14 protein-coding genes are annotated in these 18,953 nt (G+C 44.3%); 10 read left to right on the top strand and 4 right to left on the bottom strand.

What is annotated here, in order from left to right; all coding sequences use genetic code 11:
- Positions 1–74: 74 nt before the first annotated feature.
- Positions 75–1,442, top strand: a complete 1,368-nt coding sequence (locus B3V51_RS12840; protein WP_286708548.1) for a DASH family cryptochrome — start codon at positions 75–77, stop codon at positions 1,440–1,442.
- Positions 1,443–1,649: 207 nt separating this feature from the next.
- Here B3V51_RS12840 and B3V51_RS12835 read toward each other — a convergent pair whose 3' ends face one another.
- Both B3V51_RS12835 and B3V51_RS12830 read right to left on the bottom strand, forming a co-directional pair.
- Complete coding sequence (locus B3V51_RS12835; protein WP_093069920.1) at positions 1,650–2,396, bottom strand: hypothetical protein; 747 nt, start codon at positions 2,394–2,396, stop codon at positions 1,650–1,652.
- Between the two features lie 88 nt (positions 2,397–2,484).
- The gene (locus B3V51_RS12830) at positions 2,485–3,231 is read right to left on the bottom strand and encodes a hypothetical protein (RefSeq protein WP_286708547.1); all 747 of its coding nucleotides are present in this window, start codon (positions 3,229–3,231) and stop codon (positions 2,485–2,487) included.
- 465 nt (positions 3,232–3,696) lie between these two features.
- On the opposite strand from B3V51_RS12830, the gene B3V51_RS12825 reads away from it, so the two are divergent.
- The 8 genes from B3V51_RS12825 (at position 3,697) to mmsB (ending at position 15,473) form a co-directional block, all read left to right on the top strand.
- Entirely contained in the window at positions 3,697–4,851 is a 1,155-nt protein-coding gene (locus B3V51_RS12825) for an MFS transporter (RefSeq protein WP_265088265.1), read from the top strand.
- A 307-nt stretch (positions 4,852–5,158) separates the two neighbouring features.
- Entirely contained in the window at positions 5,159–6,829 is a 1,671-nt protein-coding gene (locus tag B3V51_RS12820; RefSeq protein WP_286708546.1) for a fatty acid--CoA ligase, read from the top strand.
- Between the two features lie 314 nt (positions 6,830–7,143).
- Positions 7,144–9,165, top strand: coding sequence for a propionate--CoA ligase (locus B3V51_RS12815; protein ID WP_284719411.1), 2,022 nt, complete (start codon positions 7,144–7,146; stop codon positions 9,163–9,165).
- A gap of 317 nt (positions 9,166–9,482) precedes the next feature.
- Positions 9,483–10,967, top strand: coding sequence for a CoA-acylating methylmalonate-semialdehyde dehydrogenase (locus tag B3V51_RS12810; RefSeq protein ID WP_284719410.1), 1,485 nt, complete (start codon positions 9,483–9,485; stop codon positions 10,965–10,967).
- Positions 10,968–11,153: 186 nt separating this feature from the next.
- Positions 11,154–12,314 (top strand): acyl-CoA dehydrogenase family protein, encoded by a 1,161-nt coding sequence (locus tag B3V51_RS12805; RefSeq protein WP_071001714.1) that lies wholly within the window; start codon positions 11,154–11,156, stop codon positions 12,312–12,314.
- Between the two features lie 32 nt (positions 12,315–12,346).
- Positions 12,347–13,129 (top strand): enoyl-CoA hydratase, encoded by a 783-nt coding sequence (locus B3V51_RS12800; protein WP_286708545.1) that lies wholly within the window; start codon positions 12,347–12,349, stop codon positions 13,127–13,129.
- A 71-nt stretch (positions 13,130–13,200) separates the two neighbouring features.
- A complete protein-coding gene (locus B3V51_RS12795; RefSeq protein WP_286708544.1) occupies positions 13,201–14,460 on the top strand; it encodes an enoyl-CoA hydratase/isomerase family protein in 1,260 nt (419 codons plus the stop codon).
- Between the two features lie 71 nt (positions 14,461–14,531).
- A complete protein-coding gene (gene mmsB, locus B3V51_RS12790; RefSeq protein WP_286708543.1) occupies positions 14,532–15,473 on the top strand; it encodes a 3-hydroxyisobutyrate dehydrogenase in 942 nt (313 codons plus the stop codon).
- Positions 15,474–15,633: 160 nt separating this feature from the next.
- Here the strand turns inward: mmsB and B3V51_RS12785 are convergent, their stop codons facing one another.
- Positions 15,634–16,392, bottom strand: coding sequence for an IclR family transcriptional regulator (locus B3V51_RS12785; protein WP_286708542.1), 759 nt, complete (start codon positions 16,390–16,392; stop codon positions 15,634–15,636).
- A 618-nt stretch (positions 16,393–17,010) separates the two neighbouring features.
- Here B3V51_RS12785 and B3V51_RS12780 point away from each other — a divergent pair.
- Positions 17,011–17,898, top strand: a complete 888-nt coding sequence (locus tag B3V51_RS12780) for a hypothetical protein (protein WP_093069937.1) — start codon at positions 17,011–17,013, stop codon at positions 17,896–17,898.
- Positions 17,899–18,019: 121 nt separating this feature from the next.
- Here B3V51_RS12780 and B3V51_RS12775 read toward each other — a convergent pair whose 3' ends face one another.
- Positions 18,020–18,823 (bottom strand): 4'-phosphopantetheinyl transferase superfamily protein, encoded by an 804-nt coding sequence (locus B3V51_RS12775; RefSeq protein ID WP_212564449.1) that lies wholly within the window; start codon positions 18,821–18,823, stop codon positions 18,020–18,022.
- Positions 18,824–18,953: the final 130 nt, after the last annotated feature.

Here is an 18,953-nt window from a genome sequence, read left to right as displayed (position 1 = left end):
GTCGCTGTCAGTGCCATGGTCGAGTGTTCGACACGCTCTAATTAAAAGCTATCGAACAATAAGAGGTTTATGCCATGTCCCATCAGCTATCTGGTAAAAATGTATTGGTTCTCTTTCACAATGACCTGCGAGTGATGGACAATGCCACGTTATCGAAAGCCGCCAAGCTCTCACGTGATGGGCGATTATTACTGGTTTATGCCTCATCCTTGATGGATATATTGGACAATCAAAACTCTCAGGCTGCTTATCATTATGACACGATGGGCGTCGCCCGCCAGCAATTTTTGCAAGAGAGTTTGGCGGACTTAAATACATCATTAGAGCTACTTGGCAACAAGTTGCTACATCTACACAAAACCCCAACGTCACCGAATAGCTTCATGCAGTTGAATGAGCTCATTGAGGCGCAGCAGGTGACAGATATCTGTGTCAGTAAAACAGACGACTATTATCAAAACCAAGTCTATGCGCTACTGCAGAATAAACATCCGCAGATATGTTGGCATATTGAGACAACGGTTACTTTGTTTGATGAATTACCGCTAAATGATTTGCCCAAAAGCTTTACGCAGTTCCGCAAAAAAATTGAAGCAGATTATGATTTATTGCATGCAGCACAAGACATCACTATTTGTGCGACGCCAGAGCGATTGGCCCCAATACCTGAGAGTCTGGTGGATAGGTGCGAGTACTTCTTTAAAGCAGGCGAAGATAATGCGCAGGCAATCTCCCAACAAAAACAGCAAGCGCCTAATTTCAAAGGTGGTGAGTCGAACGGGCTAAATCACTTAAAGAATTATTTCAATTCCGACGCGCCAAGTACTTATAAAATCACACGAAACGCGCTTGATGAATGGACGCATTCCACAAAATTTTCTGCTTGGCTGGCTAACGGCTCGTTGTCTATCAACACCGTATTGAATCGACTGCGCCATTATGAGCGTGATGTCATCGCAAATGACTCCACTTATTGGATATGGTTTGAGCTGCTTTGGCGTGAATATTTTTATTGGTACGCTGTCACCCATCAGCAAAAATTATTCTGGTTTAAAGGTATTGGTCAGCACACGCCATCAACCCAACTGGATCAGAAAAAATTAGAACAATGGAGAAATGGTGATACAGCATATCCTATTGTCAACGCCTGTATGAACCAATTGAAGGCAACAGGATATATGTCAAACCGTGGACGACAGTTAGTCGCCAGTTGCTTTGTCCATGAGTTGGGTCTTGATTGGCGTTATGGGGCGACTTACTTTGAGCAGCATCTTATCGATTATGACGTCGCCAGTAACTGGGGGAATTGGCAATATCTAGCAGGTGTGGGGGCGGATCCAAGAGGATGTCGGCAGTTCAATCTTGATAAACAAACCCAGCAATATGATCCAAACGGTAAGTTTATCCATCAGTGGCAAGGGGTATTAAAACAAGACAGCTAATCATAAGCGACCACTATCTTGGTTGTCTCTTTAGTCGTGGCAGCGCTTCAATGACACATCATGCTCTTTTGCATTAAACATAGCGATACTAGAGTATACAGATAGCGACCGCCAGACTACTCTCATGCGACTTAATAAGCATGCGGTAAAAAGGGGCTATCTCTTAGCCCCTTTTTTATCATTACGCGATATCAATATAAGAAGAGATTAGGCTTTGATAAGTTTGGGTCGAGCTTTATCAATGGCTTTTATCAGTGCCTTCTCAAACTCACCGTCTTTGAACCTAACAAGATAAGAGTGTGCGGCACAAAAATTGCGAACGTCGCGCCACTCATGTGCTAGGTTGGTTGCCCAGTCGCAATATTGTGCGCCTGCATTTGGCTCGTCTTTGAGTGCTTTTTTGGTGGTAGGGTGCAATATCAGCTCAGGCAATACCGCTTCTAGTAGCTTGATGGGCGGACTCATAAACGTATCATCGACATGCAAGCTTTGGCTGGCAGGATGATAGGCCAACAAGGAGCCTGCATGAATCATCTCATTAGGCGATATATAGTAAATGCCCTCTGACATTGAAAATTTAAGCTCAGGGTAGCGCTCAGCGACTGCATCACTCTCTACCAAATCGTCAGCCCAGCGCACTTCTGGTATCTTTTTATGATGGCGACTACTGCCGTAAAACGTGGCTTGAGGGAAGTCTTTTGCCATTTGCGCACAATATACAGTATGGAATGGATGAACGTTTAGCACCGCCTCGACATCTTGACCATTATTGGTGAGCGCCATGACTTCGTCTCGAACGTCACCTGTTAAGGCGTAGCTGTCCAAAAAGACAAAGCGTCCTGAGGATAGCTTGACCAGTGAGCACTGGGTACCAATGTTTATCACACCGCCGATACGGAATGACCCGCGTATGTTCCAAAATCCTGCCCCTAAATCATGAATTTCATCTGACATTTATCGTTTTCCTTATGTAATATATTGAATCAACAAGTGATTGTTTTTCTTGTCGAAATTTTTATGTTTTACATTTTTTTTAGAGTCGTTATTTTGCCTCAAGCTCGCTACGCGCGTTATTAATAGCAGATAATAACGCTGCTTCAAATTGGCCTTCTTCAAATACGACTAATCCTGAATGTGCACCGCAAAAATGATGTACGCTGCGCCATTCGTGTGCAAGATCTATCGCCCAATCACAATAGGCTTTGCCAGCGTCGGGCTCATCTTTTAGTGCTTGTTTGGTGGTGGGGTGTAAACCTAGGTTTGGCTGTACGGCATCAAACAGCTTAGAAGGTGGTATCTCAAACGTATCATCGACATATATACTTTGGCTGGCAGGATGATAGACCAATAGTGAGCTTGCATGGACTGACTCATCAGGGGCGATGTAGTAGATGCCCTGAGGTAGGGAGAACTTCAGCTCAGGATAACGCTCAGCGACCGCATCGCTTTCGACCAAATCCTCTGCCCAGCTTACTTCTGGTACTTGTTTTGGGTGTCGACTACTACCGTAAAACGTGGCTTGCGGAAAGTCTTTAGCCATTTGCGCACAATGTATCGTATGAAATGGATGAACATTTAAGACGGCTTCGACATCTTGACCATCATTGGTCAATGCCATCACTTGCTGACGAACCTCGTCTTTTAAAGTATAGCTGTCCAAAAAAATAAATCGGCCTGATGATAGCTTTATAAGCGCACATTGGACGCCGATATCTATAATGCCGTTTTTTATAAATGACCCTCGAATACTCCAAAATCCTGCACCTAAATCGTAAATCTCATCATTCATTGACATGACTCCTTAATCATTTAGTTGTTCAATTATTTTGCTTATTGATAGGTAGCACCCTATGATTATTGATTTTTGAGCGCGTAAAGTCTGTAATAGAAAAGATGTAAGCAATGTAGATGTGTAAAAATAAAAAGTTGTTAGGTAAATGTCATCATTGAGGGTATAGATCCAAGTCTTTATTCTAAATGGAGCGTCTAACCAAGCGCCAATAACACATTTAAACCTGAGTATATCGGTTGGTGTGCTAACATGCTTTTCTGGTCATTATGATAAATAGATATCCTGTATGGCTGTGCACCTCCTTCATAGTTTCACATTATATTCTTTCATTATCCAAGCCAATGACGCCTCCTTGTCATAGCATAATCAATTATAGTAAGCGCCCTTGTGAATAATTCTAAAGATAAAAATCAAAATTTTGCACCAAAGACAGTAGCCTCATCCAGTCACTCTACGTCGTGGATATTAAAGCTCACGATTGGCCTGATTGGTATGTTTGCTTTTTTACAGGTGTACTCTATCCAAGCCGTGCTGCCAGTCATGATGGTGGACTTTTCTGCGACGGAAGTGCAAGCGGGCATGATCGTTGGCGCTACTGTATTGGCCATTGCCATCATGTCACCATTTTTGGGTATGCTCTCAGATGCCGTCGGGCGCAAATCCTTTATCGTCGGTGCTTTGTTATTTTTGGCCATACCAACAGCGCTGATTGCCCAAAGCTCGAGTATTGAATGGGTCGGTATTTGGCGTTTTATGCAAGGACTTTCTGTACCCGGTATTACGGTGGTGACGATTGCTTATATCGGTGAGGAGTTTGAGGGCCGAGCAATGACTGATCTGATGTCCTTTTATGTGTCAGGAAGCGTGCTTGGCGGCTTTATGGGCCGGTTTTTGATGGGGCATTTGCATGAGCTGATTGGCTGGCGTGACGGTTACTATGTGATGACAGCGATGACTTTGTTGGGGGCGATATGGGTTGGCAAGATGCTACCATCGTCTCGTCACTTTGAGGCCAATCCTAATTTTCGCTCAGCGATACAGACGTTAGGTGAGCATGTCACCAATCGTTATGTGGTGACCGCTTGTCTGCTTGGCGCTTGTGTGCTGTTCTCCCTTGTAGGCTGCTTCACTTTTATCAACTTACATTTGGCGGATAAGCCTTATGAGCTTGGTACAGGTGCGCTCGCCAATATTTTTGCCGTGTATTTGCTTGGTGTGATTATTACGCCACTATCAACGACCTTGCTGCGCCGGTTTGGCTCAGCACGTACGGTTCGGGTAGCCATCATTATCTCCATGATTGGAGTTCTGTTGACCTTGGTGACCCCACTATGGGGGGTAATCATAGGACTTGCTGTTATGTCATCTGGTGTGTTTATTACGCAGTCAGCGACCATCAGCTATATTGCTGTTAATGTCAAAAAAGGTCGATCATTGGCATCAGGCTTATATTACATGGGCTATTACACAGGCGGTACACTTGGAGCGTGGCTGGGTGGTATAGCCTATGCGCGAGGGCAGTGGTCTCTTACCGTATGGTTGTTATTGTTTGTTCAGGTATTGGCACTCTTGATAGCCAGTTTTGGGATGATTAAAACGACAAGACGCGCCACTTAACGGTATATCAGGTATTATCTATGTTTGGTTACCCGTCTTATGATACGTAATGTAAGGTCGCTTTACATGGTGATGGTTTTTTCTTACTATCAAAGAGGTATTCAATCTTATTGCGGTCAGTGAAGCTTGTTGCTTTTACTGCGCCAAAACCGATTGGTATTCAGCAGGACGCTATCAACAGTAATAATGACTCTATATTATAAAAATAGTGTGGTTATAGCGGTTCATTCTGTATTAGTATGTCTTATTGCTACTTATTTATTACTATCTATAACTTATAAGCGCGACAAACAAGGAAGTTAGGTCTATGTCAAATATGTACCATGGTGCCCCCTCTGCCTATGATTATCCATTACTGGTCAAGCAACTCTTAAACCGTGCAAAAACAGTGTCACAAGACCAAGAGATTGTCTATGCGGACAAAAAGCGACTCACTTACAAGGACTTGTTTGAGCGTATCAATCGCTTGGCAAACGTACTTGCTGACCTGAACCTTGATGCAGGCGACATCGTTGCCGTTATGGACTGGGACAGCAATCGCTATCTTGAGTCTTATTTTGCGGTACCGATGTCAGAGTACATTCTACAAACTGTCAATATCCGTCTATCACCAGAAAAAGTCCTCTACACCATCAACCATGCCAAGCCTAAAGTGCTGATGCTAAACTCTGAGTTTGCGCCATTGGTCAAAGACTATCAATTTGAAAATTCTAGTATCGAGCACATTATTTGGCTAGACGACAATGGTGTGACCGCTGAAGGGGTTTTTGGCAGTAATCAAAGCCGCGTGACAGGCGAGTATGAAGCATTGCTAGAAGCTGCTGATAGTCATTTTGACTTTCCAGACTTTGATGAAAATACCATCGCGACGACCTTTTATACCTCAGGTACGACAGGGAATCCCAAAGGCGTTTTCTTTAGTCACCGTCAGTTGGTACTGCACAGTCTAGCGGAAGCGGCAACATTGGGTATGCTACCAAATAAGCAAGGTGTTAGCTACGGTGATGTCTATATGCCGATGACGCCGATGTTCCACGTACACGCATGGGGTTTCCCATTTACAGCAACGATGGTGGGTCTAAAGCAAGTCTATCCAGGACGTTATGCGCCTGATAGCTTGCTGGATTTGATCCTCAATGAAAAGGTGAGTATCACACATTGTGTGCCAACGATTTTGCAGATGGTGCTCAAAGAGGCACAAGATCGCGATGCCAGCTTTAATGGGCTAAAAATGATCATTGGTGGTTCAAGATTGACCGAAGGGCTAGCAAAAACAGCAATGTCTCAAGGCATCGAAGTTTACACCGGCTACGGTATGTCAGAGACGGCACCGCTTATCAGTCTGACTGAATTTAGTCTCAATGAGCCTGAAATGACGGAAGATGAAGACATCGCCCGTCGCTGTATGACAGGTAAGCCAGTGCTTATGGTCGATGCACAAGTATGGGGTGAGGGCCACAAACCAGTAGGTAAGGGTCAAGAGAATACGGGTGAGCTGGTGCTACGGGCACCTTGGTTGACCCAAAGCTATTTCAAAAATGACGACGCTGGTAAGGAACTGTGGGAGAGTGGCTATATGCACACTCAAGACATCGCTTACATACGTCCTGATGGTTATATTAAAATCACTGATCGCCTAAAAGATGTGATCAAATCAGGGGGCGAGTGGATCTCATCGCTTGAGATTGAGACGATTTTATCACTGCATCCATCCGTAGCGGATGTCTCAGTGATTGGCGTTCGGGATAAGCAATGGGGCGAGCGTCCGTTGGCTTTGGTGGTACTAAAACCAAATGCTCAAGAAACCAGTGCTGACGATATTAAAGCCATTGCAGAAAAAGCGGTAGAGCGCGGTATCATTCCTAAATATGGCGTGCCAAGTCAATTTAAATTCGTTGATGAACTGCCAAAAACCTCTGTTGGCAAGCATGACAAAAAAGTCATGCGTGAGATGTATGCCAATCAAACTCAAGTATAATATTATCTATCGATTGAATGTCAAAACGCTTGTGCTCATCAAAATGTAATGCGTGTTGCACGCTTAACAGTTGACCTTTGTGATGGGCTCTGCTACATTTTAAACCGATACATAACGTATCGGTTTTTTAATTCTGGCAAGGATGACCAGTATTTATCAGGACATTTTTTACCGCAGTCACAACAGTGTAGCGTTGATAAAGCCAATCGCGTACAAAGATCATATCACGCGATACAAGTGCAATAACAACTTACCAATGCGCCGATTATAAAAAATTCTTATCCCATTTCTCGTTTATGCTAAGGACAGCTACTATGAGCGACCACGCCCAACACCCAGTCTCTACTCTAGCGGCAGACGTGCCCACGTTCGCGGATATTTATCATGATTCCATTATGGCTCGAGAGAATTTTTGGGCTGAGCAAGCAAAGCGCATCTACTGGCATAAAGAGCCTGAGCAGATTCTCGATGACAGCAATCTGCCTTTTGCGAAATGGTTTGTTGGCGGTGAAACCAATCTTTGCTATAACTGTGTCGATCGTCATCTGCCAGACCGTGCAGAGCAAGATGCCTTTGTGTGGGTGTCATCAGAGATCAATCAAGAGTTAATAGAAACCTTTCCAGCGGTCGTTGATTCGTTTAAAGATCTGGGCAATAACGTTGAGTTTTATACAGATTACGCCAAGCGCCGCCTGACTTATAATGATTTATACAAAGAAGTGAATTACTTCGCAGACGTGCTACAGCGTCATAGTATTGGCAAAGGCGACCGTGTCATTATCTATATGCCAATGATTCTAGAAGCAGCATATGCCATGCTGGCTTGTGCTCGCATTGGTGCTATACACTCAGTCGTATTTGGCGGATTTGCCGCGCATAACTTGGCGATCCGCATGGATGATGCTGAGGCAAAAATGGTCATTACAGTGGATGCAAGTCTGCGTGATGGTAAGGTTATTAACTATAAAAATCTCGTCAATCAAGGCGTTGAACAAGCAACAACCAAGCCTGAGCATGTATTAGTTGTCAATCGTGGTATTTTACCGTTTGAGCCGAGAGGTGTCGACGTCGATTATGCGACTGAACGACGTCACAGCTGCGAGGCCCATGCAGTTGTGGCACCAGTTTGGCTTGAATCCAACACACCGTCCTATCTGCTTTATACCTCTGGTACGACTGGCACACCAAAAGGGGTGCAACGTGATACTGGTGGTTATGCAGTCGCGCTGACAACATCGATGGATTATGTCTATGATGGTAAGGCAGGCGAGACATTCTGGGCGATATCAGATATTGGCTGGGCGGTTGGGCATTCGTATACGATTTATGCGCCACTGCTAGCGGGTATGACCAGTGTTATGTACGAAGGCTTACCACACTTACCGAACCCAGGTATCTGGTGGCGTATCGTTGAAGCTAATAAAGTTAATATTCTATTTACGGCGCCTACAGGCGTACGTATGCTCAAAAAGCAAGATGAAAGCTGGATGACGCGCTACGATGTGTCTAGTGTCAAGTCGTTCTTTTTGGCAGGTGAGCCGCTTGATGAGTCAACGGCTAATTGGTTATCTCAGCATTTAGGCGTACCGATTCTAGATCACTATTGGCAGACAGAGTCTGGCTGGCCGATCTTGAGCCATACACCAAAATTCAATCATAAACCGCACAAGCAGGGCTCGCCCGGCTATCCTATGTATGGCTATGAAGCGAAAGTCCTCAATGAGGAAACAGGTGAACCTTGCAGGGCGGGTGAAAAAGGGTTGCTTGCGATTAAAGCGCCACTACCACCTGGCTGTCTCACCACGGTATGGCGTAACGATGAGCGCTTTGTCAGCAGCTACTTTGGTCTGTTTGATGGCCAGCAGTATTCTACCTCAGACTATGCAGTGACAGATGAAGACGGTTACTTTTACATCTTGGGGCGTACCGATGACGTGATAAACGTCGCAGGCCATCGAATAGGTACGCAAGAGATAGAAGAAGCAATTAGTACTCATCCAGAGATGGCAGAATGCGCTGTGGTAGGCATCCAAGATGAGCTAAAAGGCGAGCTACCAATTGCGTTCTGCGTCCTAAAAGATCAATCGCAAGTCGAAACCACCGAAAACCGCTTCCGCATTGAGCAGCAAGTCATAGGCGCTGTGGTCAAATCCTTAGGCGGTATTGCAAGGCCGGCGGCCATTTATTTCCCGCAGGCATTGCCAAAGACGCGCTCTGGCAAAATCCTACGCCGATCTATTCGGGCGTTAGCAGAGGACAGGCCTACCGGCGACATGTCGACGCTTGATAATCCAGCCGCTATTGATGCGATTAAGCAATCAATGAAGGATTATTAGTTGGTATAGGCTAGCAACTATGTTGGTTCCGCCTAAAAACTAGGTTGATCTTATTAGAAGCTCATGAGCAATCATGGGCTTTTTGTTTCTACTATTTGGATAAATCCCCTTTAACAAAACAAACTTAGCGAAAATTTTGATAAAGCGCTTGACCGTAAAATTGATTTATTGTTATAGTCAATAACGATACAAAATAAATCATTTTAAAATTTGGTTTTCTATAAATATTTTGCAAATAACTATTTATAGCGCTTAACTTTTAATGAATACTCAGATACCGTCATACGGTAGTCTCGCAAAAAAGATAAGGATATCTTATGCACCACGTTCAGCAGCTCATCAATGGTCAGTTCGTACAATCAAATACCGACGAATGGATTGATATCACCGATCCAGCAACTCAAGAAGTCATCGCAAAAGTCCCTCAAACCACCAATGATGAGATTAATCAAGCGGTTGCCGCCGCACAGACAGCGTTTGAAACCTGGCGCAAAACGCCAATCACCACACGTGCGCGTATCTTTTTGACCTATCAAGCACTTATTCGCGAGCATATGGATGAGTTGGCAGAAATCTTGACCGCAGAGCAAGGCAAAACGATTGCTGATGCGCGCGGTGATGTGTTCCGCGGTCTAGAAGTGGTAGAGCATGCCGCTGGTATCGCCAATTTGCAAATCGGCGACTTTGTAGAAAACGTCGCATCAGGCGTTGATACTTATAGTATTTGGCAACCACTCGGTGTTTGTGCTGGTATTACGCCGTTTAACTTCCCCGCGATGATTCCGCTATGGATGTTCCCAATGGCGATTGCTACGGGTAATACATTCATCCTAAAACCGTCTGAACAAGATCCGATGGTGACTATGCGCTTAGTTGAGCTAGCGATTGAAGCGGGAGTACCAGAAGGCGTGCTGAACGTAGTGCACGGTGGCAAGGCTACCGTTGATGCTATCTGTGATCATCCAGATATCAAAGCGGTTTCTTTTGTGGGTTCTACCAACGTTGGTAAACATGTCTATGAGCGTGCCAGCCAATCAGGTAAGCGCGCCCAATGCATGATGGGTGCAAAAAACCACGGTGTTATCTTACCTGATGCCAATAAAGAGCAAACGCTCAATCAGCTAGCGGGCGCGGCGTTCGGTGCCGCTGGTCAACGCTGTATGGCATTGTCAGTGGTCGTGCTAGTGGGCGCAGCTGGTGAATGGATTGACGAGATTAAAGCCAAAGCAGAAAGTTTAGTTGTCTCAGCAGGTAAAAATGACAAAGATTTAGGACCATTGATTTCTCCTGCTGCAAAAGCCCGTGTCGAGCATTTGATTGGAACTGGGGTAGAAGAGGGCGCAAGTTTACTACTTGACGGTCGCGGAATTACTGTTGAAGGGTTTGAGAACGGTAACTTTGTTGGGCCGACTATTTTTGATAATGTCACAAGCGACATGCAAATCTATAAAGAAGAAATATTCGGTCCCGTACTGTGTATTATGCGCGCTGATAGCTTGGACGAAGCAATTGCACTGCTTAATGCCAATCCACATGGCAATGGTACCGCGATATTTACCCAGTCAGGAGCGGCAGCCCACAAATTCCAACAAGATATCCAAGTCGGTCAAATCGGTATTAATTTGCCAATACCTGTGCCACTTCCAATGTTCTCATTCTCAGGTTCACGTGGCAGTAAACTTGGCGACCTAGGTCCTTATGGCAAGCAAGCCGTACAGTTCTATACTCAGACGAAGACAGTGACGGCACGTTGGTTCGATGATGAAGCGAGCCGCGGTGTTAACACGACGATTTCGATTTAATCGTCGGATTACTGTATTTTCGGTATAACGTTAATACGACTTGCGGTACTATTGAACGCAATTTTATTATCGTTATGCCGTTATCATATAGCGCTAATGTCCTATAAAATCTCTGACCAGCGTTTTTATTAACGTTTATCTGAGATTTAAGCCCTCTATTTGATCTATAAGAACAAGGATGACCCTATGGATTTTTCATTGACCGATGACCAAGTTGCTTTTCGTCAAACAGCCCGTCAGTTTGCGCAAAAAGAGCTTAAACCGAACGCTGCTGAATGGGATCGCACCTCGCATTTCCCAGTGGACATCATCAAAAAAACGGGTGAGCTTGGTTTTTTGGGACTATACACCAATCCAGAATATGATGGCTTGGGCCTGCCAAGACTCGACTCAGCAATGGTATTCGAAGAGCTGGCATGGGGTGATACGTCCGTGGCGGCTTATATGAGCATTCATAATATGGCCGCCTGGATGATCGGTGAGTATGGTAGCGAACCCTTATGCAAAAAATACTTGCCCAATATGGTCAGCGGTGAGTGGCTTGGCAGCTATTGCTTAACAGAGCCAAATGCAGGCTCTGATGCGGCCTCACTCCGTACCAAAGCGGAGAAGCAAGGCGATTACTACGTATTAAACGGTGAAAAAACCTTTATCTCTGGCGCAGGCTCGACCGATGTATTGGTGGTGATGGCGCGTACTGGTGGTGCTGGGCCAAAAGGTGTATCAGCGTTTGTTGTAGATGCCAATAGTGCTGGTATCGAATACGGCAAAAATGAGCATAAGATGGGCTGGAAAGCACAGCCGACACGAACGATTAGCTTTAAAGATGTCAAAGTCCCAGCAGAAAACCTGATAGGCGAAGAAGGTCAAGGTTTTCGTATCGCGATGAAAGGTCTAGACGGTGGTCGTATCAATATCGGTATTTGCGCGGTAGGAACGGCGCAGGCTGCATTAGAGACGGCAACCAGTTACGTACAAGAGCGCAGTCAATTTGGCAGTCCAATTGCTAGCTTACAGTCGGTACAGTTTAAACTTGCTGATATGTTGACTCAGACCATCGCTGCACGGCAAATGCTGTATCTTGCAGCGAGTAAAGTCGATAACAATGATGGGCAAGCGTCTACCTACTGCGCAATGGCCAAGCGTCTCTCCACCGACCTTTGTTTCGATGTTGCCAATGAAGCTCTGCAATTGCACGGCGGCTATGGGTATTTAAACGAGTATCCGCTCGAGCGTCATGTACGAGACTTACGTGTGCACCAAATTTTAGAAGGCACCAATGAGATCATGCGCGTGATTATTTCACGTCAAGTCTTGCAAGATGAAGGGCTAAGCCAACTTCGCTAATTTATCTCGATCTACTGAAACAAGGATGTTTTATGACAGATTATACCAATCTACAGCTATCGATCGATGGTCATACCGCAACATTGACGTTGAACAATCCACCTGCACATACGTGGACGATGGATAGTCTGCATGCGCTTAAGCAGCTCATCACAGATCTCAATGCCAATGACGATGTTTACGCATTAATCGTGCATGGAGATGGTGAAAAATTCTTCTCGGCTGGTGCAGATTTAAACAATTTTTCAGATGGTGATAAAGGCCGTGCGATAAGTATGGCGATTGCATTTGGTGAGGCGTTCGAAGCCCTGTCTGCCTATCGCGGTGTCAGTATCGCCGTCATCAACGGCTATGCGATGGGCGGTGGACTGGAGTGTGCGCTCGCGTGTGATATCCGTATCGCAGAAGCGCACGCCCAGATGGCACTGCCAGAGACAGGTGTGGGATTACTGCCCTGTGCAGGCGGTACGCAAAACCTACCTTGGCTAGTGGGTGAAGGTTGGGCCAAGCGCATGATACTGTGCGGTGAGCGCGTTGATGCAGATACCGCACTGCGTATCGGTCTGGTTGAGGAGGTCACGGCAAAAGGTGGGGGACTACAAGCCGCTCAAGATTTGGCAAAAAAAGTCGCTAAGCAATCACCCGTCGCCGTCAGTTATTCCAAAGCGCTGATTCAAGCGGCTAGAGACACGCCACCTGCACAAAATCTTATTCATGAGCGTGAAGCTTTCGTTAAGCTATTTGACACAATGGATCAGCGTGAAGGGGTGCAAGCCTTTTTAGAAAAGCGTCAACCCAATTGGCAAAACAAATAAGCATTGCTTAAAATGCTTGGGTCATAACACTCATGACATTATTTAACTTTTTAACTTTTTAGGTCACTTTTATGACAGCAGCTACCGACGATACCCAAAACTCTTTGAACAATACCGAGCAAGAGGCATCTGTATTGTTCAATACTGAACCAACAGATTGCGGACATCTAATCGGGATAATGACACTTAATACCCCAAAATCGCTTAATGCGCTCAGTGTTGATATGTGTCAACTGCTAGCAGCGCAGTTAGAGGAGTGGCAAGCAGATGACCAAGTAGTGGCGATTGTGTTAAAAGGGGCAGGCGATAAGGCCTTTTGTGCAGGCGGTGATATTCGTAAGCTCTATGACAGCATGTCTACCAGTGCGCCGATACCAAACCCTTATGCCACTGAGTTTTTCAGTCACGAGTATCGTCTATATCGTCAAATGCACTTTTACTCAAAACCATTAATACTTTGGGGTGATGGCATCATCATGGGCGGCGGTATGGGGCTGATGGCAGGATGCAGTCATCGTATTGTCACTGAGCGCACACGTTTTGCTATGCCTGAGATTACCATTGGCCTATTTCCTGATGCCTCAGGCAGTTGGTTTTTGCAGCGAATGCCCGCCAAAACAGGTTTGTTCTTAGGCTTGACTGGCGCGATGTGTAACGCCAATGACGCGCTGTTGGCCAACCTAGCAGAGTATGCTGTTGCAAGTCATGATTATGATGCTGTCATACAACGTCTTAAGCAGAGCGACTGGCAAACGCTCGATAGTGCCAGTAGTTCAAACAAGTTCCATCATAATAGTGCGCATAGTATCGTCGGCCGTGCACTTGCTGAGCTGCCAGTAGCCGAGTTGTCTGATAGTAAGCTTGCGACCTACTGGCAGCCTATCCAAAAATTGATGAACAGTGGCGGTTTGGCAGATATCGATGCATTGCTACAAAGTGATGAAGCGCTAGTACAGTTAAATAAAGACTTTTCAGAAGACAGTTGGACTCAGCGAGCAGTTGCAACCTATCGTCATGGTTGCCCAGTGACAGCAGCGTTAACCTACGCGCTGTATCACAAAGTCGCTGATTTGTCGATAGAACAAGTTTTATATTTAGAAGCCAACGTGGCGGTACATTGTGCAGCCAATCCTGATTTCAAAGAAGGTGTGCGTGCGTTATTGATTGATAAAGATAAAGATCCGCAGTGGTCGCGCTCGTTGGCAGACTGCGTAAGTGTAGAAGGCCAAGCGTATATCGATAAGCACTTTGCCAATCCTTATCCAAAAGGTGAGCACCCTCTAGAAGATTGGTTGGGTGAGGAAGCTTTGGGCAGTCAGTATGTGCGCTAATTATCTACTAACAAATATTGTCAAATAGTATGTAGCAATGGCTACATCATAAATCATCAAGGAGTGATGAGATGGGTACAAAAGATACAGTGATGATGGATAATAACTCTAAACCAAATATTGCCTTTATTGGACTTGGTAATATGGGTGCGCCTATGGCAGAAAACTTATTAAAGGCAGGATATACACTTTCTGTCTTTGATTTGTCTGATGCAGCAACCCAGCGCTTAGAAAAAGCAGGTGCTCGCGTGGCACAGAGTCCTAAAGATGCAGCGAGCAATGCTCAAGTTGTCATTAGTATGCTGCCGGCGGGTCAGCATGTGCACTCTGTGTATCTGGGCGATAGTGGCGCTAATGGTCTGCTGGCAGAATTACCAAAAGGCACGCTTGTGATTGACAGTAGTACAATAGCGGCTGCTGATGCTAGGGCAGTGGCAGACGCTGCAAGCCAGCTTGGCATCGACTTTTTGGATGCCCCCGTGTCTGGCGGGACAGGCGGGGCGATTGCTGGTAGCTTGACCTTTATTGTTGGTGGTGATGACGACGCTTTTGCCAAAGCTGAGCCGATACTCGCTGTAATGGGGAAAAATATTTTTCATGCAGGCGAACATGGTGCAGGACAAGTTGCGAAGATTTGCAACAACATGCTGTTAGGTATCCTAATGGCAGGCACGGCAGAGGCGATTAATTTAGGGGTGAAGAACGGTCTAGATCCCAAAGTATTATCAGATATTATGCTACAAAGCTCAGGCCGTAACTGGACGTTAGAGGTCTATAACCCTTATCCGCAAGTCATGGAAAACGTTCCCTCTAGCAATGGCTACCAAGGTGGTTTTATGAGTAAGCTGATGCAAAAAGATCTCAATCTTGCCATGCAAACGGCAAAGGATACTCATGTAGACACGCCAATGGGTGCCAAGGCAACAGAATTATATGCCACGCATGCGCTTGAGAACGGTGATAAAGACTTCTCTAGTATTATGGGCCGTCATGATGCCTCGGTATTGTTTTAGAATTATCTTAGAAATAACGACTCATATACTCAATCACTCTTACTATCGTGAATAGTGGGGATTGATTAAAGAGGGCTTGTTAGATGCAAAAAGGTTCATGCTACATTTATAGTGTGAACCTTTTTTATTTGATCATAGTAATGAATGAGCAATGACTCTATTAGCTTTGTAAGTCATACACGAGAGCTTGAATATCTTGCGCTGCTTGCTGTAGTCGAGGTACATGAGTCAGTAATTCGTCGAGCGATACGCGTATCGTTGGTGCATGCAGGTACAATGAGGCCAGATAGCGCGACTTTTTATCTAATATAGGCACCGCCACCCCCACCATTTCAGAGATAAACTCCTCGTTATCAATACCAATGCCAGTGGTAGCGATACGATCGAGCTCGGCATTCAAGGCGTCAATATCAGTGATGGTGTTTTTGGTGAATTTGTCTAATGGTAAACCCTGCAATATTTTATTGCGACTGGTGGTAGACAGTTGGCTCAAATACAATTTACCAGTTGCCGTACACCACATGGGCGACTTTGCACCTACTGGGAGGTATATCTGCAATGGTAAGGTCGTTTGTGCGCGGTTGGTATAAATCATATTCATATGATAAGGAACACCGATACCGCAAGTTTCTTTGAGCTCATCAACTAGTTTTTGCAAAATCATCTGGCGCTCATTAAAGAATAAGCGCTGCTGCCAAAGCTCAACGCTCAGATTGCGAACCCGTTTACCAGGAACAATACCGCCACCGATATCAACGGTCAAAAAACCATCGTCGACCAAATTCTGAATTAAACGGTGTATGGTCGGTTTAGGAATATCCAACTCTTGCGATAGCTCAAGTGGAGAGAGAGGTTTAGAAGCATATGACACGGCTTCTATGATCTCTAACACACGGGTGATTGAGGATATTTTAGGCATATAAAGGGCTCAGTAGTAGTAAAAGGGGGGAGGCTGACAAGACTATAATGTTTTCGACGAGACTATAATGTTTTCATAACGAAGACAAATAGTAATAAATCTGCATTCCCACAATAGATCTATCTCTATGTCTAATTTAGCACAATATCAAGCTGAGACAAGGCTTGGTGACACTATATAAGAACATTTGTACTGTTAGCTTCCATATTTACAATTTTTTCTAAGCGAAACAGTAGATACCTCAACTCACACATTGCAACATTCTGTAGTAATAAGCTATATAACTGCTGTTGAGTTGAGTGGTTTACTCAGACATTATGATGAAACATTTTGTAATACCCTCACATGAACATTAAGCGGATCAGTATTCATGTCTACCCTGATTAATTGCTTTGAGAGAGTTGTGTAACAGGAATTCAAAGTTTTGCAGGTTGGTGTAGCAATTATTACAGTAACTATGCAATCTTTACATAACGGCAAATAAAAAGCGCATCCATGGGGGTGACTTTTTGAGTCAAAATTGTTTTAATCTCTTCAACTCAACAAAATGGTGGTTTAAAAAAGAGCAAAATTATCATTTTTTACGGGCGAGTTACTTTACACTTTAGGAGAATAATTATGAAACTTATTAAACTTACAGCTATCTCTGCTGCTGTTCTAGCATCAACTGCTGCATTAGCCGCTGATCCGGTTATCGTTGTTGATAATAACGATGCGGTAGTATACAAAGCTGAACCAGTGGCTGTTGCCTACCAAGCAGAACCTGCTTATGCATATAACTCTGATGCTGGTATCGTACGCAACACTACTGGTGCTGTAGTTGGTGGTACTAAAACTTTCTTCCAAACAGCTGTTAACCCAGCATCTGTTAGTGCTGAAGTTGGTACTTTAGGTTATGGCGCTAACATCGGTTGGTCTCTAAACGAGAAAACTGAACTACAAGCTGGTTGGGCAGGTGGCGATGTTGCCGACCTATTCGGCGGTGACTTCGATGCAAATGACATCAACTATGACGTAGATACAGATTTTAGCAACCCGTACTTAGGTGTACAGTTACGTCCTACTGGTAACTGGTTCACAATGGGCGCTGGTATCATCGTTCCTGATAACGATATTGATGTTCGTGCAAATGCTGAAGGTGAAGGTTACTACAGTATTGATGGCAACAAGTTCTATGCTGGTAATGCAACTCTTGACCAATCTTTAGCTGAAGATTTTGGCGGTGATAACGTTGGTAACCTAGAAGGTAGTATTGAGCACCGTAACAAGTTAGCCCCTTACTTAACTGTAGGCTTCCGTCCTAATATCACTAATAACTTTGGTTTATTTGGTGAACTAGGTGCAGCTTATATGGGCAAAGTAGATGCAAACGTTCGTTACACTGGTGAAGGCGGAAATGTAGTAGCGGCGCAAGATGCAGCGCGTCAAGCTGAAAAAGATCTAGAAGATAAAAGCTGGTTAGAGTGGATGCCAATCGTTAAACTTGGTGCAACTTACCGCTTCTAAGCTAATCGCAGTTTAACGACTGTTATTAGAAGAGAATAAAAAAAACGACCCTTTCTAGGGTCGTTTTTTTATGTCTAGAAGAAAGCGAAGATAATAAATACGAGAGCATTGCCAGATATGATCAAAAAACGACGACTGTTTGATCTGCTTGCAATACTGCAATTTGGTGATTGGATTGATCGTTAGTATGACTGATAGTAATAAGGTCTTTATTCATATCATCAGTCAAGGCAGGAATGACATCAGAGTAATCTATACCTAAACCTTGTGCCAAAGTGTACTGATGGATCTTGATAAAGCTTTCTTTGATTTGCCATAGTAACTTTGCAATATAATCACGCTGATTTTTTGGTAATGTCTGTAAGATAGTAACTTCATTATCTGAGTAAAAACGCTTGACGATATGCCAAGCAACATCATTGTGCTCGATATCGATGCCAGCAGGGCGACGACGACTGATGACCGCTGCTATTTTGCTGTATGAAATAGCAGCGATATTTTGATGAGATTTTTTATTAAATTCGTCTTTGTTATGAGCGGCTGTATGGCTAAAACAGACGTAATACTTGCTTTTGCTAAGGCGATAGGGAAAGCTCGACTCATCTAAGGTATCGCTGATTTCTAGCTTGTTAAGTAGCGCTTGTAGTAACTGTCTTACACCTTGGCGCTGCTGTTGACGTTGCCTATGAGCAATACTACGTTTTGATATTGGTTTTTGTACTGCATGATAATGCCATTTGAAATGACGAAGCTCAGTAAAGACTATATGTGAAGATGGATATACTGATAACCAGTATGAGTCGTTCCACAAGTTGCTCATTCCTACAGGACTGGATAAATCACTTACTTGAGCAGTCACGCACCAAGTTTCATGGTCGAGTTGAGTAAGTTGGACGTTAGTGATATTTAGTACTGGTATTATCATGAGTGGTCATTAGTATTTTTAATTGAAAACAAAGTTTTTTTAGAAATGTAAATAATATACTTAAAATTAGGTATCTTACATTTGAGTTTGAAATATTTATATCTTACTTATAGTGAAACCATTATAAAAA

The organism is Psychrobacter sp. UBA2514, from assembly GCF_002341255.1.
In the GTDB taxonomy this organism is placed as follows: Bacteria; Pseudomonadota; Gammaproteobacteria; order Pseudomonadales; family Moraxellaceae; genus Psychrobacter; species Psychrobacter pacificensis.
This window is presented reverse-complemented; position numbering and strand designations above follow the sequence as displayed.